General features: G+C 39.7%; 23 protein-coding genes and 1 tRNA gene. 15 read left to right on the top strand and 9 right to left on the bottom strand.

The annotated features are described in order from the left end of the window. Positions 1 to 6: 6 nt before the first annotated feature. The 6 genes from gltX to H6G59_RS09180 all read right to left on the bottom strand — a co-directional run bounded on the left by gltX (position 7) and on the right by H6G59_RS09180 (position 8,017). Entirely contained in the window at positions 7 to 1,443 is a 1,437-nt protein-coding gene (gltX, locus tag H6G59_RS09205) for a glutamate--tRNA ligase (protein WP_190713622.1), read from the bottom strand. A gap of 148 nt (positions 1,444 to 1,591) precedes the next feature. Next, a tRNA-Asp gene (locus H6G59_RS09200) sits at positions 1,592 to 1,665 on the bottom strand. 114 nt (positions 1,666 to 1,779) lie between these two features. Then, positions 1,780 to 3,291: a protein kinase domain-containing protein gene (locus H6G59_RS09195; protein ID WP_190713621.1), complete on the bottom strand. Its 1,512-nt coding sequence runs from the start codon at positions 3,289 to 3,291 to the stop codon at positions 1,780 to 1,782. 60 nt (positions 3,292 to 3,351) lie between these two features. Further along, positions 3,352 to 4,914 (bottom strand): serine/threonine protein kinase, encoded by a 1,563-nt coding sequence (locus H6G59_RS09190; protein ID WP_190713618.1) that lies wholly within the window; start codon positions 4,912 to 4,914, stop codon positions 3,352 to 3,354. Between the two features lie 350 nt (positions 4,915 to 5,264). After that, complete coding sequence (locus H6G59_RS09185) at positions 5,265 to 6,446, bottom strand: esterase-like activity of phytase family protein (RefSeq protein ID WP_190713616.1); 1,182 nt, start codon at positions 6,444 to 6,446, stop codon at positions 5,265 to 5,267. A gap of 89 nt (positions 6,447 to 6,535) precedes the next feature. Further along, a complete protein-coding gene (locus H6G59_RS09180; protein ID WP_190713614.1) occupies positions 6,536 to 8,017 on the bottom strand; it encodes a TM0106 family RecB-like putative nuclease in 1,482 nt (493 codons plus the stop codon). A 380-nt stretch (positions 8,018 to 8,397) separates the two neighbouring features. Here H6G59_RS09180 and H6G59_RS09175 point away from each other — a divergent pair, with 380 nt between their 5' ends. The 7 genes from H6G59_RS09175 (at position 8,398) to H6G59_RS09145 (ending at position 14,245) form a co-directional block, all read left to right on the top strand. Then, complete coding sequence (locus H6G59_RS09175; RefSeq protein ID WP_190713612.1) at positions 8,398 to 9,558, top strand: aminotransferase class V-fold PLP-dependent enzyme; 1,161 nt, start codon at positions 8,398 to 8,400, stop codon at positions 9,556 to 9,558. Between the two features lie 81 nt (positions 9,559 to 9,639). Beyond that, positions 9,640 to 10,722 (top strand): glycosyl transferase, encoded by a 1,083-nt coding sequence (locus tag H6G59_RS09170; RefSeq protein ID WP_190713610.1) that lies wholly within the window; start codon positions 9,640 to 9,642, stop codon positions 10,720 to 10,722. A 211-nt stretch (positions 10,723 to 10,933) separates the two neighbouring features. Further along, the gene (locus tag H6G59_RS09165) at positions 10,934 to 11,347 is read left to right on the top strand and encodes a secondary thiamine-phosphate synthase enzyme YjbQ (RefSeq protein WP_190713608.1); all 414 of its coding nucleotides are present in this window, start codon (positions 10,934 to 10,936) and stop codon (positions 11,345 to 11,347) included. A gap of 217 nt (positions 11,348 to 11,564) precedes the next feature. Next, entirely contained in the window at positions 11,565 to 12,353 is a 789-nt protein-coding gene (locus H6G59_RS09160) for a Nif3-like dinuclear metal center hexameric protein (protein WP_190713697.1), read from the top strand. 306 nt (positions 12,354 to 12,659) lie between these two features. Beyond that, entirely contained in the window at positions 12,660 to 12,875 is a 216-nt protein-coding gene (locus H6G59_RS09155; RefSeq protein WP_190713605.1) for a hypothetical protein, read from the top strand. 375 nt (positions 12,876 to 13,250) lie between these two features. After that, positions 13,251 to 13,550: a hypothetical protein gene (locus H6G59_RS09150; RefSeq protein ID WP_127054834.1), complete on the top strand. Its 300-nt coding sequence runs from the start codon at positions 13,251 to 13,253 to the stop codon at positions 13,548 to 13,550. A 383-nt stretch (positions 13,551 to 13,933) separates the two neighbouring features. Further along, positions 13,934 to 14,245, top strand: coding sequence for a DUF6679 family protein (locus H6G59_RS09145; protein WP_016951371.1), 312 nt, complete (start codon positions 13,934 to 13,936; stop codon positions 14,243 to 14,245). A 40-nt stretch (positions 14,246 to 14,285) separates the two neighbouring features. Here H6G59_RS09145 and H6G59_RS09140 read toward each other — a convergent pair whose 3' ends face one another. Together H6G59_RS09140 and H6G59_RS09135 are read right to left on the bottom strand one after the other, a co-directional pair. Then, positions 14,286 to 15,980, bottom strand: coding sequence for an MBL fold metallo-hydrolase (locus H6G59_RS09140; protein WP_190713603.1), 1,695 nt, complete (start codon positions 15,978 to 15,980; stop codon positions 14,286 to 14,288). Positions 15,981 to 16,725: 745 nt separating this feature from the next. Beyond that, complete coding sequence (locus H6G59_RS09135; protein ID WP_190713601.1) at positions 16,726 to 17,331, bottom strand: sporulation/spore germination protein; 606 nt, start codon at positions 17,329 to 17,331, stop codon at positions 16,726 to 16,728. Positions 17,332 to 17,354: 23 nt separating this feature from the next. On the opposite strand from H6G59_RS09135, the gene H6G59_RS09130 reads away from it, so the two are divergent. The 3 genes from H6G59_RS09130 to trpD all read left to right on the top strand — a co-directional run bounded on the left by H6G59_RS09130 (position 17,355) and on the right by trpD (position 20,570). After that, positions 17,355 to 18,497 carry a hypothetical protein gene (locus H6G59_RS09130; RefSeq protein WP_190713599.1) on the top strand — a complete coding sequence of 381 codons (1,143 nt, stop codon included), beginning with the start codon at positions 17,355 to 17,357 and terminating at the stop codon, positions 18,495 to 18,497. A 7-nt stretch (positions 18,498 to 18,504) separates the two neighbouring features. Then, positions 18,505 to 19,386, top strand: a complete 882-nt coding sequence (locus tag H6G59_RS09125) for a DNA adenine methylase (protein WP_190713597.1) — start codon at positions 18,505 to 18,507, stop codon at positions 19,384 to 19,386. 71 nt (positions 19,387 to 19,457) lie between these two features. Next, the gene (trpD, locus tag H6G59_RS09120) at positions 19,458 to 20,570 is read left to right on the top strand and encodes an anthranilate phosphoribosyltransferase (RefSeq protein ID WP_190713595.1); all 1,113 of its coding nucleotides are present in this window, start codon (positions 19,458 to 19,460) and stop codon (positions 20,568 to 20,570) included. On the opposite strand, the gene H6G59_RS09115 is transcribed toward trpD, so the two are convergent. Further along, positions 20,500 to 21,561 carry a retropepsin-like aspartic protease family protein gene (locus H6G59_RS09115; protein ID WP_190713688.1) on the bottom strand — a complete coding sequence of 354 codons (1,062 nt, stop codon included), beginning with the start codon at positions 21,559 to 21,561 and terminating at the stop codon, positions 20,500 to 20,502. The genes trpD and H6G59_RS09115 overlap by 71 nt on opposite strands. Positions 21,562 to 21,992: 431 nt before the next feature. On the opposite strand from H6G59_RS09115, the gene H6G59_RS09110 reads away from it, so the two are divergent. From H6G59_RS09110 to H6G59_RS09090, 5 genes are all read left to right on the top strand, one after another. Beyond that, positions 21,993 to 22,475 carry a hypothetical protein gene (locus H6G59_RS09110; protein ID WP_190713593.1) on the top strand — a complete coding sequence of 161 codons (483 nt, stop codon included), beginning with the start codon at positions 21,993 to 21,995 and terminating at the stop codon, positions 22,473 to 22,475. 8 nt (positions 22,476 to 22,483) lie between these two features. Further along, positions 22,484 to 22,855 (top strand): hypothetical protein, encoded by a 372-nt coding sequence (locus tag H6G59_RS09105; protein ID WP_242038831.1) that lies wholly within the window; start codon positions 22,484 to 22,486, stop codon positions 22,853 to 22,855. 102 nt (positions 22,856 to 22,957) lie between these two features. Then, positions 22,958 to 24,109 carry a glutamine-hydrolyzing carbamoyl-phosphate synthase small subunit gene (carA, locus tag H6G59_RS09100; RefSeq protein WP_190713591.1) on the top strand — a complete coding sequence of 384 codons (1,152 nt, stop codon included), beginning with the start codon at positions 22,958 to 22,960 and terminating at the stop codon, positions 24,107 to 24,109. A 200-nt stretch (positions 24,110 to 24,309) separates the two neighbouring features. After that, positions 24,310 to 24,681 carry an anti-sigma factor antagonist gene (locus H6G59_RS09095; RefSeq protein ID WP_190713686.1) on the top strand — a complete coding sequence of 124 codons (372 nt, stop codon included), beginning with the start codon at positions 24,310 to 24,312 and terminating at the stop codon, positions 24,679 to 24,681. A 702-nt stretch (positions 24,682 to 25,383) separates the two neighbouring features. Next, positions 25,384 to 25,866: a ribonuclease III domain-containing protein gene (locus H6G59_RS09090; RefSeq protein ID WP_190713584.1), complete on the top strand. Its 483-nt coding sequence runs from the start codon at positions 25,384 to 25,386 to the stop codon at positions 25,864 to 25,866. Positions 25,867 to 25,960 lie beyond the last annotated feature (94 nt).

The raw sequence follows: 25,960 nt of genomic DNA, 5'->3' as shown, positions 1-25,960 counted from the left end.
TGTCACCTAAATTATTGCTTGATTTAAACGTTGTTTATCTAAACCAATTTGATTCAGTAACAGCCATGATTGGATGAGGTCGGGTCCATGTACATCTCCTGTTAGAGCGGCTCGGAGCGATCGCATAACTAAGCCTTTTTTGACTTTTTGCTCTTTCACCACTTGCTTAATTATCTCTTGAGCGGTATCTGCTGACAGTTGAGACTGATTTTCTAAAGCTGTGAGAATACCTTGCAGTGTAGCTTTCACTCCTTCTTGCTGAAGTTGAGCAGAGCCTTCTGAGCTAAATTCTACTGCCTCTATAAAAAACATTTTGCTCATGGCTACAGCATCTACCAACCGAGTCAAACTAGCACCAATTAAACCTGCTAGTTGCTCTAACCAAGGACGCTCTCTACCACCAGAAAATGTATATCCAGCAGTTTCCCAAAAAGGTATGAGCAAATCTGTGAGTTTATCGACTGGCATACTATGGAGGTATTGGCTATTCAACCAATCCAGTTTGTCCCAGTCAAATTTAGCACCGGCTTTATTGACGCGCTCAAAGGTAAATTCTTTGGCTGCTGCTTCCAAAGTGAAAATTTCTTGAGTTGAATCTGGAGCCGACCAGCCCAACAAGGTCATATAATTAACCAAACCTTCAGCAGTAAAACCCATTTGCTGAAAATCGGAAATAGAAGTCACTCCATCCCGTTTGGAAAGTTTGCGCCCTTCTTGATTCAAAATCAGCGGTGTATGGGCAAATTCGGGAATTTGAGCGCCTAAAGCTTCATACAACAAAATCTGTTTAGCGGTGTTAGCTATATGATCTTCACCACGAATCACATGGGTAATTTGCATATCAATGTCATCCACCACAACCACAAAGTTATACAGTGGTTGACCAACACCTTCGGCAGAGGCGCGAGCGATGACCATATCACCACCCAAGTCACTTCCGCGCCAACTCATGTGTCCCCGTACTAAATCATTCCAGACAATTTCTCGTCCGTCGTCAATTTGGAAACGAATCACCGAAGAACGTCCTTCCGCTTCAAAGGCGGCGCGTTGTTCTGGGGTGAGGTTACGGTGACGGTTGTCATAGCGGGGAGCTTCGTTTCTAGCTTTTTGCGCTTCTCGCAACGCCTCTAGTTCTTCAGATGTGGTGTAGCAGCGATAGGCTAATCCTTGATCTAGAAGTTTTTGGACTGCGGCTTGGTAAAGATCTAGGCGTTGAGATTGGAAAAATGGCCCTTCATCCCAGTTCAATCCCAGCCAGCGCAGACCTGACAGAATATTATCAGTGTATTCAGGGCGCGATCGCTCTAAATCTGTATCTTCAATTCGCAGAATAAACTTGCCGCCGTGGTGACGGGCAAACAAATAATTGAATACAGCAGTTCTGGCTGTACCAATATGTAAATTTCCAGTTGGACTTGGAGCAATACGGACTCTAACGGTCACAGTTAATTCTCTCTTTCACAAAGCAAAACAGGTGCTGAGTTCTGAATACCGAGTCCTGGTTTAAAACCATTCATCCATTAAAATCTTTTTGATTAACTCAAAATCATCTAAATTCAGCACTTAGTACTCATGACTCAGCACTTGAGAACGGGACTGACGGGGCTCGAACCCGCAACTTCCGCCGTGACAGGGCGGTGCTCTAACCAATTGAACTACAGTCCCTTGTGTTTAGCAACTTTATTAGTATTGCTTTTTTTTCCCTACTTGTCAAGTAGCTGGGAGAAAAAATATTGATGTTTTTTCTAGCTCTGCGTCTGTTTAACACAGAAAGTGGCTCTAGACCACAATCTGTCCTTGAGATACCAGGTTTTGCAATATCTGAGGTTGCATCTTTTTATACTGCTGCTTTAACAACTTTTTGCTGACTTGCGGGGGAGAAGAAGATGGTAGTTGCTGACTTTGTTTCACCCAATGTTGCAACTTTTGTTGCTGTGTGGGCGCTATGCTACTGCTGAGAATGTTGGCACTCCTATGGGGTGTTTCTAGGGTAAAGAAAATCAAAGGATAAGACGTATACTCCGTCAATGCTGATACCAGCTTGAGATTTTGAGGATTTTGCATATCTAGGTAGCAAGGTAGCCACTTGGGGCTGAGTTGGCGATTGTAAAGTACTGTCACCCACAGTAACATCGGGTGAGGAGAGGTAATAAAGATAAACTGGTTGTGAAGGGTGGCGTGGGCGCGATTTGTGATTTCTTGTTGAGGCAACATCAGCCACAGAGCAGCCACAGAGCCTGTTTTAGTATCTATTAATTGTGGAAAAACAATTTCCTGAATGGGTTTATCTTCAGGCCACACAAGTTCCCGACAGGTTTGTGAAATTGTTATTGGTAATTCTGAACTCAAGGAACCTGGAGAGGTGGATTTGTTATCTACACTAGCGGACTTTTTCTGGTGAGCAGACTGTTCTACTTTTGACAATATTTGGAGAATTTCCGCCATATTTTGCGGGCGATTTTCTAGATTTTTTTCCAAACAAGTCATAATTAAGTCATTTAACTGCTGAGGTACTTGTAGATAAGGATTCACCTCATCGATAGATTTTGGTTTTTCAAATTTATGTGCTTTATACCAAGCCCCAAAATATTGAGTTTCTGGCTGCCAAGGTTTTTGCCCAGTCAGCATCTCAAACATCATGACACCCAGGCTATAAATATCAGAGCGACTATCTACTTCATCCCCTTCTAATTGTTCTGGGGAGCAGTATGGTAAGGTTCCGTGAAAACCTTTTGTATGAATGACATTTGCAGAATTTAAAAATTTCGCAATGCCAAAGTCTAAAATTTTTACTAACTGCCCCAAAATGGGATCAGGAATCACTATTATGTTAGCTGGTTTAATATCCCTGTGAACTAGTGGATTGATTTTTCCATCTATATTAATGCCTTTATGAGCGCATTGTAAACCAAGGCAAATCTGGCGTGCGAGAGTAAAAAATATTGGCAGAGGTACGGGAATTAAATCTTTCAACCTCTTGCCAGATAAATATTCCATGACATAAAATGCCTTGCCACTTTTACTCACACCATAATCATAAGCCCGGACAATATGTATGCTTTTTTGGCTTAAAGCCGCACTCAGGAGGGCTTCACGGTTAAAGCTTTCTTGGACTTGGGGATTAGTAACTGTCTGGGATAGAAATTTTATGGCAACAGGTGTGCCTCCTAGCAAAACATCATGTGCTAAAAAAACTTCACCCATGCCACCTTTACCAATTAATTTCTTCAATTGGTAACGGTTGGCAAGCAACTCCTGATTTTCTGGAGACGCGAATGGGCTTTTGTTCACTTTAATAACCTCTAAATGGGAATGGTTAATTTTTTATTAATTGAGCTTGCTAGATTTTGATTAAGATTTAAATAAATCAAATAATTTTACTAGCCAAGATTTTAAAATAATTGTTGGTTTTTTATCCAGTGTATTCAGTTTTTTGTTAACTTCTAATCTGAGTTTTTCATATTCTTTTTTAAGAAGGCTTTTTCCTTGACTGGAAGAAATAATTTTTTGGTCAAATTTTTGACTTAAATTTATGTTATCTGCCAGAGTTTGCCGCTGTTGAGCCGTGAGAATAAAAGTTGTGACATAGGCGCATTTATGAGGTTCTTCGCAGGCAAAAAATAGCAGATGATAATAGCCTGTTTCTGCTAATGTATGTAATATTTTTTCTTCTCTAATTTCTTTCAAATCCAAGTAATAAGATAGCCATCTTATGAGTGCAGACTGGTCATCATATAGCATTGTTACCCATAACACCATTGGGTAGTTATCCATTTTACTGATAAATTCAGTGGTACATATTTTTCCTTGAAATTTCATGATTTCTGCTTGAGGTAACATCGCCCAAAAAGTGGCTATATTGCCTTTTGCTGTCTGTAAAAGCTGCGGGAAACAAATTAAGGCAACTGGTTTATTTTTAGGCCAATGTTTCTGCCAACATTCTTTTTCAGAAACTGATGTTAAAGGTACTATTTTGACAGGGTCACTGCTGAAACCATTATCATTAATTTGCGTTTTTATTTTGGCTAAATTGTCTAAAATTTCACGGACATTTTTAGGTCTACCATTTACATTTTTTGCTAAACAACGTCTTACCAATTGCTGTAGTTCATCAGGAATTTTAACTTGGGGATTGACTTCTTCAAATGTAGGTGGAGTTTGCACACAATGAAGTTTACACCAAATACTAAAAGAGTGATTTGTTGTATGAAATGGATGTTTCCCTGTCAGCATTTCAAACATCAATACTCCCAAGCTATAAATATCAGAACGCACATCTAATATTTTTTCTCCTTGCATATGTTCTGGAGAAGAGTAAGGCAGACTACCTATAAAAGATTCAGTCATTGTCATGCCACTACTCTCTGTTAAAAATTTGGCAATGCCAAAATCAAGGATTTTAACTATTTCTGATTTTTTGCCATGATGGTTGATAAATATATTTTCTGGTTTAATGTCTCTATGAATAACAGGATAAATTTTGCCATCTAATGTTACACCTTGGTGAGCGCAATGTAACCCTAAACAAATTTGTTGTGTAAGTTCTATAAATTTATTAATGGTTAAACTTTCGACTTTAAGAATTTGTTTTATAGTTTTTCCACATAAATATTCCATAACGTAAAAAGGTACTCTTTCATTAGTAATACCGTAAGTTAATACCCTTGTAATATGTGGACTTTTTCTACCCAATTGAGCGCCAATAAAAATTTCTCTGCCAAAACGTTGAGCGGTTTGCTGATTGGCTATATTTAAAGAAAGTATTTTAACTGCAACTAACATACAGCTTTTGTTAACATCTTCAGCTAGATAAACTCTACCCATTCCCCCTTTACCAAGTAAGCTTTTAATTGAATAACGGTTGTTTAATAATTTTCCAATGTAGATGTCTGATTCATGTTTGTATTCATTCATATCCTGGATGTTATGCTGCACCACAAAATCAATAAATATGGATATTTACTAACAGGATACTTTAACTAAAGTTTTACAGCTATTATTTTTCTTTATCTATACAAATCTAAATAATGCCAGTCTGTTAATCCTGTTAGAATGCATCCACTTTCAAGAAACAGTACCGTTAGTGGTAGCTCGGTGTTTAGCCCGTACCGAATTACTTTTTAATTTTGTTAAGTGTGTGAAAGCTACTTAACCTTATGTAACATATTTTCTTAGAGTCTGTTAGCAGTAATAATACGTAATTTTTATATTTAATTGCAATAAATATGCTTGAGTTAACCGTAATTTTATAGTATTGGCAGTTATTAAGTGCTAGGGACTCGCAGCAGGTTCCAGAACTTGGTCAATGGGGATGCAATTTTGAGTTTAAAGGCTAGTATTTGGCTGGTTTGCAGTCCGTTGAAATTGTTATCGCTGACGAGAATTAATGAAGGTTCTCCATTTGGTAGTTTTGGTCCAAGGGTTAAACCTTCAATATTGTCTAAAGCTACATCTAGAGTTCGCAAATCTAAGAGCAGTGTTTTCTGTACGGAATTATTTTTTTTGGTATCAATTAATTCTATGCTATCGATGTTGTGAATGTCGTCAGCATTTTCTAAGGAAACCTGAAACAGGAAAATGGCAAATCCCAAGCCAGTGAAAGACCTTTCTATACTCAGTAAGTGTCCTTGATTATCGAGGGCAAGTAAATCAGGTAATCCACTAGCAAACTTACCTGTAAGATTAAATGAAGATGTGACGGGTTCTGTTTGGTAGAGGAATTCTTTTTCTGGCTGGTTGGTTAAGAGATTATATTGCAAAATTCGGCAAGGTGTACCAGCGTCAGGTTTAGCGGCTGCACCGTCTTGAATCAGTGCGTTTTCGCTGGCTGTAAATAGGGAATTTTCGTCGGGTGTGATGGTGAGACTTTCAAAAGCTAGGTTATTGCGGACACCCTTCTGTCCTGTGGAATCTGGTAGAAATTTATCTGGTATGGGTAAGGTCGTTATTACTTGGCCAGAAGATAAGGAAAACTCTTGTATAAAAGGATTTATTAACTGCTGAACATCTCCTTCAGAGGAAATGAAAACAGTTGACTTTTTTGTTAAAGCGATACCTTCTGTGTCCGTAATGCCAGGGAGAAAAGGTGTATTATTGGCATTTAAAAGCGTAGTTACTGCTACAGGTTCTACGCCATTTTTTGTTAATTTACCTTGGCTGAGGTCTATTTTGAGAGTATAAAAACGCGCAGGGGCTTTTCCGCCTCGGTCGTCGGAGATGGCATAATAAAGGTCGGTTTGATCATCGTAGGTAATTCCTGATAATCCGCCAACTTCGGTTTTTTGGAAAGATAATCCAGTAGGTAAGGTGGCTTCGCCAATAAATTCTATACCAGTTACGGTGACTGATGCAGAGGCGAAATTACTGAAAAACAGTGTAATAATTAGGATGGGAATAAGAAAGTAAATAATTAGTGGCGGTTTCCAGAGTTTTTTGAGAAGTTGCATGAATTAAAATAATTCGTAATAATGCCTACGGCAGGCTACCGCCAACGTAATTCGTAATTGAGCCTACGGTTCTTGTTAGGGATACGTAATTAAGTTGGTGATTCCTCCTGGCTTGTTAACAGTTTGACATATTCGTTTTGGAAAAAATTGACTAGCCAATCTTTAACTTTGCGGGTGGCGCGACAGTCGTCTTCGTTGTAACGTTGGATGAGTTCTAGTAAAGTGCGATCGCTTGTCTCTAACCATTGATCATACCAGTAGATACATTTAGCACCACTAGCTTCTTTATCACGCCACTCAAATCCTAACCAACGTGCGATCGCTTTTAAAGCATAACTTTCGATTGGTAAAGCGACGCTTTGGATTAATTGTTCATAAATATCGACAAAGCGATTGAGTATGGGCTGCACTGAAGAGTTTGGTGTGCGGTAAAGTCTTGCTAACCTTTTAACAGTATCAAATTCATAGGCGCAAAAATGGTATATTGGTGCTTCGGGATATTGCCAGACCAAATCTAGAAATTGCTGCCAAATTAATTCTTCTTGGGCTGGTGTTTCTGCTAAAAATGAATAAAACTGTTCGCTGTTAGCTTGTCTATCCACTACCAAAACCCCTAAAAGGTAATTTAAGTTTAAATCTGGTTGGGCTTCAATATCAAAATATAGCTCGATTGGGGCTGTAAGTGTGAGGTCTTCTCTGGGTAACGGGTATGGTAGGATGAGAGGTTGCTTGGTGAAAGTCGCTTGCGCTTGAACTATTAATTTAGATGCAACATCAGCATCAAACCCGATCAAGTTTTCTAAGGTGCTAGAATTCGTATTCGCCAGTGCTTCCAGCGTCGTAGTCGATAAAGCTTGCAGTTGAGTGTAGCGAATCGGTGTGACACCAGGCAATAGGGAAAGATGTTCTTGAGATTGTGCGATCGCATAACAATGATTATACCAGTGGCAGAGATTGCATTTTTGCCGAGCAATAAATACTTCTGGCGGTTCTGGTGACTCAATCATTTGAACATACTCCGCCAAAATCTCCAGCATTTGTGGTATCCATTTATCCACATCTACCACATAGGTTGAGTCTTTATTCCGCAAAATCAGCCAAGCTTCTTGCTGTTGATTTTCCTGTAATGCCGCCAAAATTTCGGCGTGAAAAGCCGCAACAACTTGATATTCTTGTTTAGGACGTTTACCTAGTTGAATATCCAAGGGAACATAAACCCAATCTCCCAGCCAGGATTTTCCTGGTTGTTTGACAAGTAAATCTGGACGACTCAGTAAGGTATATTTGTCTACATAATTGGCTAACAACACTCCGCGATGAATGAAATCAACCCCTTGCTGCATTAATTCTATGGTTGCTGCTGCGCCGGCTTGCCAGTTTTTTCGGGGATATTCAGGTTGGTGATACACCAAGTTTTCCATTACACTCTGCTGATGAGCGATTTTGTCTTGTTGTACTTTCACCAGCAATTCATGGGTAACTATTCGCTGGTTATAGTCACCATGAGTATCTAAAAAAGGCCGCCGTTTACAGCGTTGATATTGGAGTAGGTTTTCAGCATTGATTAACATCCTTTTAAGCTAACAATAATTAGGGGTTTTTAGGATAGACGGCCGAAGTTATATCGTGTTCGGTTGAATACTTATCATTAGGGCTGACGCGGGGACGGGGAGACATGGGGACGCGGGGAGTTTTTTTTGATAAGCAATTAGCGGGACTTGATTTTACTCTCTTCTGTGAAGAATATAGATTAAATGAACCGCGAAGGCGCGTTCGCGGTAGCGTTCCGAAGGAAAGCAAGCGAAGGAAGAAGGAAGAAGGAAGAAGGTAATTTTTGACTGGGAAGTGAGTAGGAGGTAGAGGGGGAATAGTATTAATATGGGGTTTCCTGCTAAATGGCGGATTTAAAATCTAAAATCTAAAATCTAAAATCCAAAATCTAAAATTAACTATGTTGCATCACCATCGCTCACAATTTCCGGCTTTAGGGAATAAGGTTTATTTTAATTATGGTGGACAAGGACCAATGCCTCAAGGGGCTATGGATGCTATCTCCCAAACTCAAGCTCATATTCAGGATATCGGGCCTTTTGGAACTGAGGCTTATGGCTGGATTTCACCCCAAATGCAAGCTACTAGGCAAGCGATCGCTTCTGTGTTAAATGTACCATTTGACACGATTACTCTCACGGGTAATGTCACAATTGGCTGTAATATTGGGATGTGGGGTATCAATTGGCAAGCTGGTGATCATCTATTACTCTCTGATTGTGAACACCCCGGAGTAATTGCTACTGCTCAGGAAATTAGCCGCAGATTCGCTGTAGAAGTTTCTATTTGTCCCCTGAAGGCTACTTTAAATGAGGGTGATCCTCTCTCTATTATTGCCGAAAATTTACGCCCCAATACCAGGCTTGTGGTTTTAAGTCATGTCTTGTGGAATACGGGTCAAGTTTTGCCTCTTGACAAAATTGTAGAAATATGCAGAAATAACAATTCTTTGCTGTTGGTAGATGCTGCACAATCTGTGGGTGTTCTACCTTTAAATTTAACGGATTTGGGTGTAGATTTCTATGCTTTCACCGGTCACAAGTGGTTATGCGGCCCTGCTGGTGTAGGTGGTTTGTATGTGCGTCCAGAAGCGCGGGAAAGCTTGCAACCGACTTTTATCGGTTTAGACGGAGTAATTACCAATAATCAAGCGCAACCAGTTAATTGGCAACCAGATGGGCGAAGATATGAAGTGTCTACCCTAGCAACTCCATTGTATGTGGGATTAAGGGAAGCGATCGCTATCCATCAAAAATGGGGAACAGCCGCAGAACGGTATGAGCAAATTTGCCATAATAGTGAATATCTTTGGGAAAAATTGACAAATTTACCAGAAGTAAAATGTTTAAAGAATTCCCCACCCGAAAGCGGTTTAGTATCTTTTCAACTTGCCAATAATCAGCCTAGTTTGAAGTTAGTACAATTTTTAGAAGCGCAAAAAATCTTAACTCGAACAATTGCTAATCCAAATTGTATCCGCGTCAGCGTTCACTATCTAACTTTAGAATCAGAAATTGATCAATTAATAGCAGCAATTAAACAATTCCAAATTCCAACTTAAAAAGTTTCTCCGCGTCACCGCGTCTCCCTATCTCCGCGTCTTTTTTATCTGCGGTAAAAACCCCAAAACCTAAAACCTAAAATGGAACGCCCTATCCTATATATAACAATCACCAATCACGGCTTTGGTCATGCTACCCGCACCGCATCAATAGCTGCAACAATTCAAAAGCTGTGTCCAGAAATATTATTAATTTTAGTCACTACTGCTCCCCGCTGGTTGTTAGAATCTTATATAAAAGGTGATTTTATCCTACGTCAAAGGGCATTTGATTTAGGAGTCATCCAAACTGATAGTTTAACGATGGATAAATCAGAAACCTTAGCCAAGTTAAAAGAAATTAGAAAAAATCAAAATTCTTTAATTGCATCTGAAGTTAATTTTATTCGTCAAAATCGTGTTAATCTTATATTGGCAGATATTCCCTTTCTCGCTGCTGGATTTGCAAAAGCAGCAAATATTCCCTGCTGGATGATGAGTAACTTTGGTTGGGACTTTATTTATCGAGATTGGGGTGGGGAATTTATAGAAATTGCTGATTGGATTAATGATTGGTATGCAAAAAGCGATCGCTTGTTTCGTTTTCCCTTTCACGAACCCATGCCAGCTTTTACTAATATCACAGATGTGGGTTTAACCGGGAGTTCTCCCAGTTACACTGCTGAGGAATTACGCGCTAATTGGGGAATAACAGCACCGCAAGAAAAAACTATTTTACTTACCTTTGGTGGTTTAGGTTTACAGGAAATTCCTTATAATAATATTGATAAGTTTTCCGATTGGCAATTTATCACTTTTGATTCTTCAGCACCTGATTTACCCAACTTAGTGAAAGTGACAAATCGTCAATATCGTCCAGTTGATTTTATGCAAATTTGTGGACGAGTAATTTCTAAACCAGGTTATAGTACTTTTGCAGAAGCTACGCGTTTAGAATTACCTATCATTACTATACCTCGTGATGACTTTGCCGAAGCTGTTTTACTCTTAGAAGGAATAAAAAATTACAACCAACATCAAATCATCAACCCAAAAGATTTCTTTCAAGGAAATTGGGATTTTCTTCATGACTCACCCCAACCATCAAAACAAAATCAACCCTTAGCCAAAGATGGAAATGAAACTATAGCTAAATCTGTGATAAATTATTTTCAATCAATGTAGATAATACAGCAGAATATGGCTTACGCCACGCTACGCTATCAGGAGTCAGGAGACGCTTCGCAGACCTCCGGTTCAGGAGTCAGGAATAAAACTGGCTTGGTGTCTAGGTTTCAATTTTGATTCTGTACCTCATTGATCTGCAATCTGCTGTAATATTTCCAAAATCTAAAATCCAAAATCCAAAATCTAAAATCTGAAATCTAAAATTGGTATGACACACTACCAAAAATTATTGAAAGTTTCTACTACAGGCAAATCATTTCAAAACATTACCGCCAAAATTGCAGCCATAGTTGCCGAATCAGGTGTGAAAACTGGACTTTGTACTTTATTTTTGCGTCACACTTCAGCCAGTTTAGTCATTCAAGAAAACGCAGATCCTGATGTATTAATAGATTTGGCAAATTTCATGGCTAAATTAGTCCCAGAAGGCAACCATTATATCCATGATGCCGAAGGTGCAGATGATATGCCAGGCCATATCCGCACAGTATTAACTCATACTTCCGAACACATCCCTATTAATAATGGTTATTTGGTGTTGGGAACATGGCAAGGAATCTATCTTTGGGAACATCGTCAGCGCAGTCAGACAAGAGAGTTGGTAGTTCACATTTCTGGATAGGCTATCAGTACAGCAGATATCAAGCCGGTCTGATTTCATGTTCGCTTAATAACTTGTCAAAAAAACTCGACCCGTCAGCCCTAACTATAAATCTTTAACCAGACTCCTCACTCCTGGTGTAAAAAGTTCATCTTAGCTTTAGATAAAATACGATGTCTCTTAACAATTGACAACAAAGCGCTTGATATAATTACGGATAATTGTGCCTAAAACATCTATGAAAATTGCTGATTTAATTCACTGGTTTGAAGAATGGGCAAATCCCGCTTGGTGTGAAAGCTGGGATAATTGTGGTTGGCAGATTGAACCAGGTGTATTGCAGGAAGAAGCAAGGGTGTTGGTGTGTTTAACTCCAACTTTAGCGGTAATGCAAGAAGCGATATCTCTCAATGCTAATCTGATTTTTGCCCATCATCCTCTGATTTTTCATCCCCTCAAATCTTTATGCACTGGGGAAGCACTCACAGAAATGGTGCGGTTCTCTTTTACTCAGAAAATTGGTATATATAGCGCGCATACAAATTTTGATCAGGTAAAGGATGGCACAGCGGATGTTTTAGCACAAATGCTACATTTGCAAGCAGTATCTCCCATAGTACCTACCCAATCAGGTTTAGGTTATGGACGTGTAGGAATGCTGGAACCATCTCTGACTTTACAGGAATTACTGACCACCATTCAAACTCGACTTCATCCCCCAAAGTTGATTTTTTCCCCTACGGCTGATTTGCAGCAAAAGATTTCACGAGTTGCTGTTTTGGGTGGTTCGGGTGCAGGTTTTATTTCCGAAGTCGTCAAAACCAAAGCTCAAGCTTATCTTACCTCTGATTGTAAGTTCCATCAATTCCAAGAAAGTAGAGACAGGGAACTCATTCTTATAGATGCTGGACATTATGCCACTGAACGCCCAGCGTGCGATCGCTTGGTACAAAAATTCCAAACTCTCAACTTAGATTGGGTGCAATTAAGTCAAACCGATGAGGATTTTCGCCAGTTTTTACCCTGATTAAATATTTTGGCAATTTGTGCTGTCCAGTAATTTTTATTACTTATAGCTTCAGGCTAACAGTATATTTAAATACGAATATGTTGTTAACCTCATCAATTAAATAACCGCTTTTTTTGTACTATTTACTTCTCAGTAATTCAGTGAGACCCTTGCCAATCATAGTATTCTTATATTATTTTCGTGATTCAAATCACAATAAAAATGTAATGACAATCACTGGAATTTACTGTTCTATATCAATGTATTTTGGCAGCAAATGCTTCACACTAGAACTAATAAACTTTTTATTATGCCCTATTTATCATGATTCGTACACTCATTGCATCTGCTTTCCAAACTGGATATCTTAGTGTTGAATCTGAGGGTTTACTGCGCCAGGTATTAGCGACTAAGTGCTATCAGGCAGAAGATTTAGAAGAGCTTGCATCTCTATACGAAGCAATTCGCACAGGTAAAATTAAAAGAGAAGCTTCTTCCAAAAACCTAATGAAATTCCCTAGCCTCTACCAATCTCACTAACCATTGCTCCACAAAACTTAACATACAGCCGAAATTGCTCGAATATAGAAATTTATTGCCTGCTTTTTGGGGAATCATCGCAGGATCACATTAATTCAAACTACTACAATACCGCTATCTGCTGCCATAAGCTAGGTAAATGGCATAAATACACTTGCAATAAATCTTTATCTTAAAACCAGGATGTTTCCGATTCGCTAGTACACAACGGCATAAGTTTCTATTCAATCGTGATGGAAATGCTGAAAGAAATGCACGGAGGGCGGGTGAAGACAGCGTGTGATCAGTGAAACTGTTTGCTGGTTAACTATTTCTGTTACCCTGGAGTAGTGATTCAGTCACATTTCTTTAACGCTCCTTATTCAAAAAACACAATTGTATTATCATAGGTTACAACTCAAAACTCAAAACTCTTCAGGTATTGTTGTTGAAAACAATGAAGGTAAGCCAGAGAATGAGTTAAGATCAAATACATTAAGGGTTAAAAGTATAGCCGAGTCCCCAGACTTCCTAGAAATGCCAATGACTACAAGTAGGCAACTCAAACAACCGCAATCATCGCTTGTTTTGCAGTACTATTTATTACATAACGGTAGTAAGGAATCACCACCACATATTAACCTGGTTAGGACAACTCCAGAATTGTTTGACTTCTATGAAGTAGACATTCTCTAGCATTGACCCGAAAGAGACTGAATTCAACTGATGCAGTAACCATATGTTTATGACCCAAGCTTTCCCTATATCTAACTACTACAACCGAGTTATTGTTAGATTGGGTCAATAGACTCACTAGTACCGCTTCTGTGGGAGAGGCTATGCCTACGCTGAATTCAAAATACCTGCCAAGCCGCTTTGCGTCTACGGGTGTCTACAAAATTCAAAATTCCAAAATCTTATCAAGTAAGCTTTTAATCGATTTTGAATGGTAGATTGATTTTTGCCACATTGTACTAGTTCTGAACTGTGGAATTGATCTCTTAAGGGTGTATTTTAGAGGGGTAAAACCCAAATTTTGACAGGTTTAACTACGTTGTTTAAAAAGGCAGAAGCAGTACATGCTACACCGCAAGATTTATCAACTGTGTTGCGACGGGCGGGAGGTATGTGTTTTTTTGCGGGATCAGCAACGCTGGATAGAGCGGGCCCGCATCATAGATATAGAGGGTGATTTAGTGACTCTACGCTATGAAACAGACGAAGAAGACGAAGTTTGTTCTTGGGAAGAGATGGTTCGCCTAGAAAGCATTGGCGCTGTAACGCAAAAATTAGCTTCCGTACCACGGGGTAATGTGGAACCTCTCATGACTGAAGATTGTCCTGAGGCGGAGCGTATCCGCAACCCATACACAGACTCAAATCCAGACTAATTTAGACCTGAATACTGAGTTTTGAGTCGCAAATCCTGATTCAAGACTCATGATGAGATAGCCTCTCAAAGGCTGGACAGTAACCTTCAAGGGTAACTTTGAAGTTATACAACGGGGCAGCGGGATTCCAACACCGTTGCCCTCTTTGGTATCGGCACGTACCACAACATTCTAGTTCAGACCATGTATGGCGATCTTTATTTTGGTTGAGCAGTTCTCGTTGGGATAACCCCCGCAATACTAATTCTTCCCCTTGCCAACGGGCTTCAATTAAACCTGTATCCGCAAATTGTTGCCAACGTTGATCAGCTGTAATCGCATCGGGGAGTGTGATTGTAATCACCGTTCCCAACTCTGTCAACTCGCCTTCATAATTAGTTTCTGGAGCAGCTGGTTGTAAAAATGTTTCCCCAATGGGCAGTTCTACTAAAATACCAGCCGCCGGAGAATGCACATGATAACGATTTTGTAGCTCTTCTAAGCTAGTCAAGTCGGCTAGGTAGGCAGGGGAACCGTGAACAAAAACAACGTGCTGGGGGCGTAAATTATGAATTAGCTGTGTTGTCCCAGGGCCATCACTATGTTGAGCCATGAGATAGCTTTCAACAGTAGTCTTTGCTAAATATTCTTGATTAACTTTTATATCAATTTTTTCTGGCAGCAGAATTAGCCAAGGGCCGGTGTTGGGCTGGCAGTATTTAGCCAAATCCGCTGTAGAGTCAGTGAGGAGAATACAAGGTGAATTGCCCAGAGTTGCCAGATTTTCTGCCTTCAACCGCCGCACACGGGGACGTACTCGTTCATCCCAAAATAAAGGTTGATGACGGGCAAAGTTCTGGACTGATGCCGGCAGATGGGATAAAAGTTCTAAATAGGCATCGCAGCCAGCAGCAACAGCACCATCAACCCAAATATCTAAGTCTCGTCCGGTAAAATGGTGATGAGATCGTAACAGCATCAGCAGTTCTTGACCTAACCCTAAAGCAGGTGTAGGGAGAATCACAGAATAATGATCTGCGATCGCATCTGGCGCACTGGCGGTGATGGCGCGATGAATTCTTTCAGCTAGTTGATTTTCTTGATTGCGGCGGTGGGGATGGCGAGATGTTCCATAGCTACCTTCAATTAGCAGCACATCTAAATCTAATCCGCGCAATTCCTCCAAGCGTAATCCATCTACTAGCCGGGAATTGGATAGGAAAAAATCCCCTGTGTAAAGTAATTTGTAATCTCGGTGCTGGGTATGATAAGTGAGCAGAATAGCCACCGCCCCTGGCATATGACCTGCGGGGAATAATTCTACCACCAGATTCTCTTGAATTTCTATAGGCGATCGCAACGGCAGCGCCTGACAAAATGCCGGAATTCCTTCAGGCTCTTGTTCTGGCCAATTTAGGGGCAATAACTTACTAGTTACTTCACTGGCATAAATGGGTAAATGCGGAAAAGCTTGATTTAGCCCCAGCAAACCTCTAGCATGATCTGGGTGAGCATGACTAACCAATACCACATCTGCTGGTAGCTCCGAACTATCCCGCGCTGTCGATTTAGTCAAATCTCTCGTCAGAGATGAAATATCAGCCAAACCACAATCTAACAAAATGCGGTGTGGACCCATCCGCACTAATAAACACAAGCCTTCATCCTGATGTTGGACACTGTAGGGAAAACAATCTAATTCACTAGGTGCTTCCCCAGTATCAGGGTGAGAGGATACCGACAGATCATCCCTCATGCTCTCCTGCTCCATAAAACTAATACAACGTCAGAATTATCTAGACATTGAGATTTACTTCCTGCTTCCTCCGGGACTGTCGGTTTTTCTCCCCGTCCACAGGCAGACACGACTAAGCAAAAGCCGCCTTTGATAGATTAATCACAGCGTTCAAGTCTTGATCTAGACTAATATCGTTTCACTTAAAGATTGATAAAAATGAACAGACGCGGTGACACGGTGATCATTTGTAGCTTTAATTAAGTGAATTGATATAACACCCTATCTGAATAACGGCATTTTTGTTGATGCCCATAGGAAGAGCCTTAACCCAACAAAAGATTAATTAATTCTATCAATGTGCAGAACCATTGCCATGATAGTTATCTGAATCATAAAATCCGTTCTTCGTGCCGAAAAATAAGCACGAAATAGTAAATATAACGGTTAATCCTACTAAAATCAGCTTAACATCCATGTGTTTGCCCTCCTTGACTAAAGACTTTTTTATCTTAATAGTGTAATTCTCTATCTGGGCATAATCACTAGAAAATCTTTACTATGCTTAGGTACATTGGGCAATAGGTAAAATTACTCTAATAATTTAGATTCTAAACCCTTTCAGCTAATCTGTCCAACTCAGCGACTTCCCCATATCCCATTGTTTTCAGAGCAGGGAGCAGGGAAAAGTTGTTTTAATTCTGTGAAATTGGATTGCTATATATTCTGGAATGCCAATAAAACCGTTTTTCCCCTTGTTCCCTGATTAAAGAACAATTTCCTTATCTCGCTCTGTGAAACGCACATCTTTAATTTTCCATTGGGAATTACTGGTTAAGGTTTTGCGGAGACTACCAAACAGCGCAAACTGTTCACAACTAGAAAGAGAAGCTATTTGCCGCTTTGAATCAGGAGAGATTCGTAAATCAACTGTAGCAACACCATTTTTTACATTTACTCGATACCCAGATAAGCTAAAGTCCGTTGTGTCCCGTTGCTCTATGATTTTACCTATGGCTTCTGTCATGGATTCATTCGCTGACACTGAAGCTGTTTTAGGAATTAATTCTTGACATTGTTCATCACTTGTGTATAGGGTAACATTAGTAGTTTTGCCAGAGACAGCTTTAGAATTTGGAGAGGGTAGCTCTTCGCTAGGAGATTCTGTAGTTGAATATGGAACAACTTTGCTAGGTGGAGAAGTGCTTGGAGTGAGTTGGGGAATTGGGGACACTGCATTGTTTGGTGTTGTTATGGGTGTTGAGGTTTGACTTTGACTATTATTAGCCGTATCGTTGGTAGCGCAACTACTAATGCTGGTGCAAAAGGCTAATAAAATAAGAGACAAAAGATATTTTTTTTTGCTGTTCATAACTAAAAAAAAATGGTGCATTGATGGCTGAGATTATACATTTTACAGGATTTATCAAAGGAGTAACTTATACAACTTACTTAGGTGAAAAGTTAAATAAAATTAATATCGATAGTTTTGATATCAATCAAGCAAGTGGTTCTGGATTAATAAAGTCACCTATAACTGAACTTGCTTATTCTAAATGGGTTTCACCGAAAAGAACCAGAAGTTATCCATTTGCAAGGATTTATGCTACATATAATGCATCTAAAATTATAACTATAATTCCAGTAATTAAAGATGAGGGTAAAGATGGAGATAGAGATATAATTCAATACTCTACAATTTCTTGGATGAATCTACTGAATATTTATATTGTACTTGCCTATTATGAAACAGCACAAAAAAGTAATAAAAAAGGACAAGCAACCAGGGATAAACTTACTAATCAAAAGTTTAACCATGAATTCGTAAACAATCAAATTCATGAAATATTAGCCTATCGTCAAAGTGCTTTGCACTGGAATAAAAATTTATTTGAAAAAAAGTTTTTGCAAATCTTTGAAAAAGCTCTTAATTCTTATGATGAGATTTCTAATCGAACTGGAGTCATAATTCATGCGCGAGTAGGGATGGACAATTATTTACGGAAAATTACAGAGGAATTTGAACACTTTAAAAATATTTCTCTTAAAGGTTCCCAGAACGCTAGTAAGCGGGAAGCGATGACTTCTCACAAACTGGAATATTTAGCAGATGGATTAAAAGCAACTTTCAGTATTGAGAATTATTTAGGAGGAATTTACTATTTAACTCCTGATGAAATAGTTTTTGATAATGATATGTATATCATTCAAGAATCCAAAAACTCTTCAAAAGAATCTTTACCTAAACTTTCTGATATTCAAGATGGTTTATTCAAGCTGATTTTATTTTCCAACTTAGATTCTTTAACACTGGACGGTAAACCTGTTGATTTTGTTACTAAATTAAAGCTTACTGGAAAAAATGTAGTTGGTCACATCATTTTCCCAGATGCGACAGTGCAAGATCTAGATTATTTTTTACAAGCTAATATGACAGTTTTCACTAAAAAGCAAAAAGAACTTATCAGAAGATTGTCTTTAGAAGCAGAAAATAATCAAAAATTAAAAATACAAGTGTCCGGAAATTATACAGTATAATTTTGTTATGATTAAAAGCCCTCTCCGTTATCCTGGTGGTAAATCAAGAGCAATCAAGCAAATATCAGAATATTTACCAGAAAGCTTTTCAGAGTTTAGAGAACCTTTTGTGGGTGGTGGTTCCGTATTTATTTATTTAAAACAAAAATTCCCTGATTTAAAGATTTGGATTAATGATTTAAATCGTGAGTTGTTTTTATTTTGGCATTTTGCTCAATCTGATTTATCTAAGTTAGTTTCGGAAATTCGCTATGTTAAAAAAACTTATCAAGATGGTAGATTGCTATTTTCAGAATTAACAACTGTTGATGTCAGCAGTTTATCAGATTTAGACAGAGCAGTGCGTTTTTTCGTTCTTAACAGAATTACCTTTTCGGGAACTATAGAATCAGGTGGTTTTTCTCTGGAATCTTTTCATAAAAGATTTACTGATTCATCTATAGATCGGTTAGAAAAATTGGAAACTATATTAACAGAAGATGTCATAATTACTAATTTAGATTACAGTCAAGTGATAAATGCCGCAGGGGAAAATGTATTTATTTTTTTAGATCCGCCCTATTTAATTGCTAAAAAATCAAGATTATATGGTAAAGATGGTGATTTACATACTGGATTTGATGATCAAAAATTTGCTGAAGATTTAAAACTATGTGATCACCGTTATTTAATTACCTATGACGACTCACCACAAATCCGCGAAAATTTTCAAGGTGTAAATATTTTTGAGTGGCAATTGCAGTATGGAATGAATAACTATAAGCAAAAAAAAGCTGAAAAAGGTCAAGAGTTATTCATTAGCAACTATAAAGTGAAACCAATTGTAGAGAAAACAGTAAAAAATAAGAATCTGCCTAATTTAGCTTTGCAGTTAAGTCTTGATGTCTAGGGCTAAATTTTGATACTTTGCCATTTTTTCGGTAGGATAATTCCCAGTCCGATCAAGTGAAACCAGAAGCTATGACTACTCCCCCAATTCCTATTAATTGGCCGATTCTGCTGCAACAATTATTAGATCGCCAATCATTATCCCGTACTCAAGCCGCAGTATTGATGCAAGGATGGATAAATGAAGCAATTCCCCCAGAGTTATCGGGAGCAATTTTAACAGCGCTGCACTTTAAAGGTGTAACTGTGGAAGAGTTGACAGGAATGGCTGAAGTATTGAAATCCCTATCTTCTGTACCGATAAACAAGGGCGGGGATACTCCAATGGGCGGGGATACCCCAATGGGCGGGGATACCCCAATGGGCGGGGATACCCCGCCCCTACGGTTGATTGATACTTGTGGGACAGGTGGGGATGGGGCATCAACGTTTAATATTTCCACCGCAGTTGCTTTTGTTGCGGCTGCGGCTGGTGTACCTGTTGCTAAACATGGTAGTCGTTCCGCCTCTAGTTTAACTGGAAGTGCTGATGTTTTAGAAGCTTTGGGAGTAAACTTAAGTGCTTCTAGCGAGAAAGTGCAAGCAGCAGTCCAAGAAATCGGAATTACCTTTTTGTTTGCCCCTGGTTGGCATCCAGCGCTGAAGGCAGTTGCACCATTACGGAGAAATCTAAAAGTACGGACAGTGTTTAATTTACTTGGTCCCTTGGTAAATCCCTTGCGTCCAACGGGGCAAGTAATTGGAGTATTTGATCCCAAATTGATAGAAACGATCGCACAAACCTTAAACCAGTTAGGAACGCAAAAGGCAATTGTACTGCATGGGCGAGAAAAATTAGACGAAGCGGGGTTAGGTGATATCACAGACTTAGCCGTATTAGCTGATGGTGAAGTGCAGCTAACAACTGTAAATCCTCAAGAGGTGGGAATCACACCTGCACCCATTACAGCCTTAAAAGGTGGGGATGTCCAAGAAAATGCCCAAATTCTCAAGGACGTGCTGCAAGGAAAAGGGACTCAGGCGCAACAGGATGCAGTAGCGCTGAATGCGTCATTGGCATTGCAAGTGGCGGGTATAGTTCCCCTGCTGAACCATGCTCAAGGTGTAACATTGGCTAGGGAAATTCTACAAAGCGGTAGCCCCTGGACAAAGTTGGAACAGTTAATTGAATTCCTGGGCGATTAATTTCTGAGTGGGTTTGGGGTCGAAATTCGACAACATTGCGTTTGATAGTAACGTCGTAGTTGCCAAAAAAATCATGTCCTAACAATCCAGTTTCTAATTCTGTACCAGCGATCGCAACTGGGACTTTATTTACCATTACCCCGCCTACTTCCATCGAATCCAGATAGCCAACCGAGAATTCCACAGCTTTGGAACTAACAGTGTTGGCTTTAGCTGTCCCCACGGGAACTACACCCAAAGCATTCGCTATCTCTTGAGTGATCACAGTGCCACTAGCCCCTGTATCCACAATCATCTCAAATCGCTGTCTACCATTAAAAGTAACTTCCACAATCGGTGTGCCACCAATTCGCCGCTTAATTGGTGCTACGAATACCTCATGATTCTGGGCGGAGATTTCTGATGAGGGGAAAACAGGCTGTGGTGGTGGTAATTGTGGTTTTTTTCTAGTAGAAGAAAGACTTGAGTTACTTGGTGTTTTCGGTTTTATTTGGGGAACAACAACAACCACCCTTTGGGGTTGAGTAACTGAAGATGCGAAACGCCTGGGGTTAGCGTTCTGTTGTGCTAACTGAATTTGACGCTTGTATTCGGCGATTTTTCTTTGAGCAAAGGGAAAATTAGGACTGTCTCGGCGTACCTGTCTCATGAGTGCGATCGCATCATGAAACTGACTGGCTACTAAATTCCAATCATCCGGTGATTGAGCAGATTGACTGATAGTCAAACCACTGGTAGCTTTATCCAGCGCCGATTCCAAAACATTTGGGTCAATTAGCGACCGTTCTAATGGCTGTGGTTTTGGGTTAGCTTGTAGTGATGCTGGCTTTTTTGCAGGCGGCTGTATTGCTGCCAGATTACCAAGAGGCACAGATTGCTGTTGACTACCAGTCGTCGTTGTCTGTTTGTCTTCACCACAGGCAACAGTGAAAACCGCTAGACTACTGGAGAGGATAATTAGGGCTGTGCGGGATAAGAAAGGCTGAAGCATAATGACTTTTAGGTTTAACCGCCCTGGCTCTATCCAAGTGTAGCGCCCCCACCGAATTAAATATGGTTTAAGTTTAATCATTTTCAAACCAAGATTTTCAATAAGAATTTTTTGTATTTTTGTATACACATATATTATTTTTTTGTAAAGGATTGTATACTAATTACAGGAAGTTTCTTACTTTCTGATGAATATATAAATATTTATTTCTAGTTATGTCTGGCATTACCAGATATTACCCGTGGAGAGTCATATTCTCTAGAAAGGTATTTAAGGTTGTCATTTACAGCAGATTGCAGATCAATGAGGTACAGAATCAAAATTGAAACCTAGACACCAAGCCAGTTTTACTCCTGACTCCTGAACCGGAGGTCTGCGAAGCGTCTCCTGACTCCTGAATTCTGCTGTATATACAAGTAGAGGTATTACCTGTGTCTAGTGCAGTTTTAATTGATTTTGAGCAAATTTATCAAGTTCGGGGTAATAAGGTGAGTTCTGCTGCCAAATTTGATGAGCTTGCTTCACGTTTAAAAAAAGCATCTAGAGAGATCAAGACTGAGTGGAACAATTTTTCTTCCGAACAACGTGATGCATTAAGAGATTTTGCCTACTCTTTCATTGAACCAACGCAGGGAGCTACAGGGTTTTTGGATATCCTCAAAGCAAAAATTTATTTGCTTTTTTTGAATCTTACTTCCCAAAGAGAATCTTATGATGCTTGTATTGATGCTATTGATTTCTTAGTTGATACAATTCTTGATTGTATTGAGCAGAATGATCCCGAATATCAGGCTGTTTTATCTGATACTTTAGAGGAATTGCGTTTAAATTACGAACGTATTCCAGAAGTAAAGCCGGAGGATAGTAGTGCCTGGTTGCGAAACATAATAGATGAGGCCATTGCCGAAGTTTAAGCTTAGTCTTGTTAGGCTTGTTAAAACTCACTACAAAAAACAAAAGAGCTAGAGATTCATTTGAGGTTTTGATAAAGACCTATATAGATACCCTTGCCCAAGATCCCCTTTTTGATGATTCAGATAGCGAGAACTTTCCTAAAGGTGCTTACAAACCAGATTTTGAATTTAGAAAAATTCGGTTTTTGATGCCGGAACTTCAAGGTGCTTCTCGTAAAGGCAGATTTATGTATGTTGTTCATCAAGCTTCTTGCTCTGTCTATCCTATATGGGTTTATACGCACGAAGAATACCCTAAAAGACCTAGTGATCAAGAGTTGAAAGAGCAACTTGCAATTCTAGAAATGAATATTGTAGATGTAGAGTATCCACCAGAATAAACCATGAGAAAATATAATTTTGTAGTCTTATAAAGAACTAAATTTAAATTATAGAAGAGAGAAAACCCTCTTCTGGCTCCAATTACTAATCACTTATTACCTATGTCTGATGCAATACCTGCTCTACTTGTCTTAGCAGATGGCACTGCTTATCACGGTTGGTCTTTCGGTGCTACGGGAACCGCTATCGGTGAAGTGGTGTTTAACACCGGCATGACCGGATATCAAGAAGTGTTAACTGATCCGAGTTACACAGGTCAAATTGTTATTTTTACCTATCCTGAATTAGGCAACACTGGGGTCAACCTTGAAGATGAGGAATCAGCTAAACCTCAAGTGCAGGGTGCGATCGCTCGCAATATCTGTCATAAACCAAGTAATTGGCGCTCCACACAATCCCTACCAGACTACCTCAAAAAACACCAAGTCCCCGCTATTTACGGCATCGATACCCGCGCCCTGACTCGCAAAATTCGGATGTTTGGCGCTATGAATGGTGGCATTTCTACATCCATTTTAGATGAATCAGAATTGTTGGAACTGGTGCAAGCCGCTCCCAACATGGCAGGATTAAATTTGGTGCGGGAAGTCACTACACCCAAGGTTTATGAATGGTCAGAAACCACAAATGCCGCTTGGGAATTCAACTCAGAGTCTGCGGCTAAAATTGGGGAAACTTTCACCGTTGTGGCCTTAGATTTTGGTGTAAAACGTAATATCTTGCGCCGTTTAGCCAGTTATGGATGTCGGGTGATAGTTGTTCCTGCCGATACATCTTCTGAAGAAATCCTTAAGTACAATCCAGATGGTATTTTTCTCTCCAACGGTCCTGGCGATCCAGCCGCAGTCACAGAAGGTATTAGCACTGCTAAAGCGCTGCTGGCAAGCGAAAAACCCATGTTTGGTATTTGTATGGGACACCAAATTTTGGGTCATGCTCTAGGGGCAGAAACCTTTAAACTTAAATTTGGGCATCGTGGTTTGAATCAGCCAGCGGGTTTACAACAACGAGTAGAAATTACTAGCCAAAACCACAGTTTTGCTATTGATCCGGATTCCTTACCGTCAGCAGTTGTAGAGGTTAGTCACCTGAACTTAAACGATCGCACCGTTGCTGGGGTACGTCACAAGTCTCTACCTGTATTTTCGGTACAATATCACCCAGAGGCTAGTCCGGGACCTCACGATGCTGATTACTTATTTGAGCAATTTGTGCTAGAAATGCAAACAGCACGCCAAGCAGCGATCGCTTAGGTTAAGTAAAAATAAAAAAATGTCTCGATGGGTCACTGAGGAGATAAATTTTAGAGTTTAGATTTGAGATTGGAGTTAATTAACATCCAAAATCCAAAATCCAAAATCCAAAATCTAATCCCCAATCCCCAAACTAGACAATTTACGCCAAAACCATCTATACTTGAGCGTTTACTTTCAGTCAAAAGGACGAGGAGGGAATTATTGCTGAACCACTAAATCTAACCGTGAGCCTGAGAGGCACTCGCGAAATCCGGGATAACTGTCAGCTATTCCGCCTCACAGGTTTGTTAGACGCTTTTTCTGAGCCGACCTTTCGCAAGGTACTGGGCAGTAAAATTGACGAAGGTCCAAAGCACATCATTCTGGATCTCTCACAAATTGACTTTGTTGATAGCTCTGGTTTAGGTGCGCTGGTACAGTTAGCCAAGCAAGCTCAGACCGCCACAGGCACTTTGCAAATTGTCACCAATGCTCGTGTCACTCAAACAGTCAAGCTTGTTCGCTTAGAGAAGTTTCTCGCTCTTCAACCCACGGTTGATGCGGCTCTAGAAAACATCAAGTCATCTTGATTGCTTGACTAAAGAGAATCAATTTGGCTATACAGATTCAACATCGGATAGCTTAATTTTTAACAGCCCTTCGGGCGAGGCAGAAGGCAGAGAGCAGGAGGCAGAAAGGAAAATTTTTCCCTAAGAACAATACCTTTTTGCCTCGACCATTTGGGTTTAAGTCCCTCCGCCACAATCTTGTGATTTGGCAGTCTACCCTTCGGGAACGCCAAGGGCGAACAATTAGAGGTGGGTTTGAATCCCCCTCTAAGAAAGCCTCCTGCCTCCTGCCTTTCAACTCCTGTCTCCTTGAACCGGTTTAGTTGACTCACGTCGTTGTGTATTAGGGGAATCCGGTTGGATTACTGACTGCTGGCGTGGCAATGAAGCGCTATGCAACAAAAATTAAATAGGAATTCCATCTGCTAAAAGTTATATGTTTGAAAGTTCAATTACGATTTATACTAATTATCCCAGGAAAATTATAGAATTGGCATACTCAGTTTGAATAATGACGAGTTACGCGTAAACCCCGCGAAGTACGTTGAAAGGTTTTTGTGTCCAGATATCTCTAGATATCAACTTCCAATCGCCAAAAATAAACAAATATTTAGTAATTATTACTAGTGCTATATATTCTCAGTACATCAGCAACTGATAATTATCACAGAAAAATGTGGGCGAAAATAATCTACCCAAAGTCAGTCAAGGAATGATTAACTTGTGAATTCACAGGAGGAACAGCGATTAAATCAAGAAGAAGGTGAATCTACCATAGAAGATTCATCAGACATAACAGAATTGTTAGTAAAGACAGCAGAATTAGCCCAGCAAATATCCCCGGCACAAATTAAACAGATTTCTCCTTCGGCTTTGGCTTATTTGGGCGATGCAATTTACGAACTTTATGTTAGAATATATTACCTGTGGCCACAACAGCGGTCAGAAATTTACCATCGTTCGGTAGTGGCGCAGGTCAGAGCGGAAACACAAGCGCTACATTTGCGATCGCTGATTCCTCACTTGAGGAGTAACGAGTTAGAAATTGTCCGTAGAGGTCGCAACGCTGTTACAAGCCGTCCTAAGCGACTTAATCCTGAAATTTATCAACAAGCAACTAGTCTAGAAACTTTAGTTGGCTATCTATACCTCACAGATCATCCACGTTTAACGGAACTATTACAAAAACTCCATCTAGAGAGATAGTCAGAAGCTACATCTGCTGATAGGAAAATCTGTCGTAATGGTTCATTAAATTGAGATCATCGTGATGCTCACCCTTTTGTTCACATCAAATACT

Source organism: Anabaena lutea FACHB-196 (genome assembly GCF_014698305.1).
GTDB classification, from domain to species: Bacteria; Cyanobacteriota; Cyanobacteriia; order Cyanobacteriales; family Nostocaceae; genus Anabaena; species Anabaena lutea.
This window is presented reverse-complemented; position numbering and strand designations above follow the sequence as displayed.

Excerpts from the sequence above, each read along its gene's own strand:
- H6G59_RS09190 (WP_190713618.1), bottom strand. The coding sequence starts at position 4,914 with ATGAATGAATACAAACATGAATCAGACATCTACATTGGAAAATTATTA.
- H6G59_RS09185 (WP_190713616.1), bottom strand. The coding sequence starts at position 6,446 with ATGCAACTTCTCAAAAAACTCTGGAAACCGCCACTAATTATTTACTTT.
- H6G59_RS09180 (WP_190713614.1), bottom strand. The coding sequence starts at position 8,017 with ATGTTAATCAATGCTGAAAACCTACTCCAATATCAACGCTGTAAACGG.
- H6G59_RS09175 (WP_190713612.1), top strand. The coding sequence starts at position 8,398 with ATGTTGCATCACCATCGCTCACAATTTCCGGCTTTAGGGAATAAGGTT.
- H6G59_RS09170 (WP_190713610.1), top strand. The coding sequence starts at position 9,640 with ATGGAACGCCCTATCCTATATATAACAATCACCAATCACGGCTTTGGT.
- H6G59_RS09165 (WP_190713608.1), top strand. The coding sequence starts at position 10,934 with ATGACACACTACCAAAAATTATTGAAAGTTTCTACTACAGGCAAATCA.
- H6G59_RS09160 (WP_190713697.1), top strand. The coding sequence starts at position 11,565 with ATGAAAATTGCTGATTTAATTCACTGGTTTGAAGAATGGGCAAATCCC.
- H6G59_RS09155 (WP_190713605.1), top strand. The coding sequence starts at position 12,660 with ATGATTCGTACACTCATTGCATCTGCTTTCCAAACTGGATATCTTAGT.
- H6G59_RS09145 (WP_016951371.1), top strand. The coding sequence starts at position 13,934 with ATGCTACACCGCAAGATTTATCAACTGTGTTGCGACGGGCGGGAGGTA.
- H6G59_RS09140 (WP_190713603.1), bottom strand. The coding sequence starts at position 15,980 with ATGAGGGATGATCTGTCGGTATCCTCTCACCCTGATACTGGGGAAGCA.
- H6G59_RS09135 (WP_190713601.1), bottom strand. The coding sequence starts at position 17,331 with ATGAACAGCAAAAAAAAATATCTTTTGTCTCTTATTTTATTAGCCTTT.
- H6G59_RS09130 (WP_190713599.1), top strand. The coding sequence starts at position 17,355 with ATGGCTGAGATTATACATTTTACAGGATTTATCAAAGGAGTAACTTAT.
- H6G59_RS09125 (WP_190713597.1), top strand. The coding sequence starts at position 18,505 with ATGATTAAAAGCCCTCTCCGTTATCCTGGTGGTAAATCAAGAGCAATC.
- trpD (WP_190713595.1), top strand. The coding sequence starts at position 19,458 with ATGACTACTCCCCCAATTCCTATTAATTGGCCGATTCTGCTGCAACAA.
- H6G59_RS09115 (WP_190713688.1), bottom strand. The coding sequence starts at position 21,561 with ATGCTTCAGCCTTTCTTATCCCGCACAGCCCTAATTATCCTCTCCAGT.
- carA (WP_190713591.1), top strand. The coding sequence starts at position 22,958 with ATGTCTGATGCAATACCTGCTCTACTTGTCTTAGCAGATGGCACTGCT.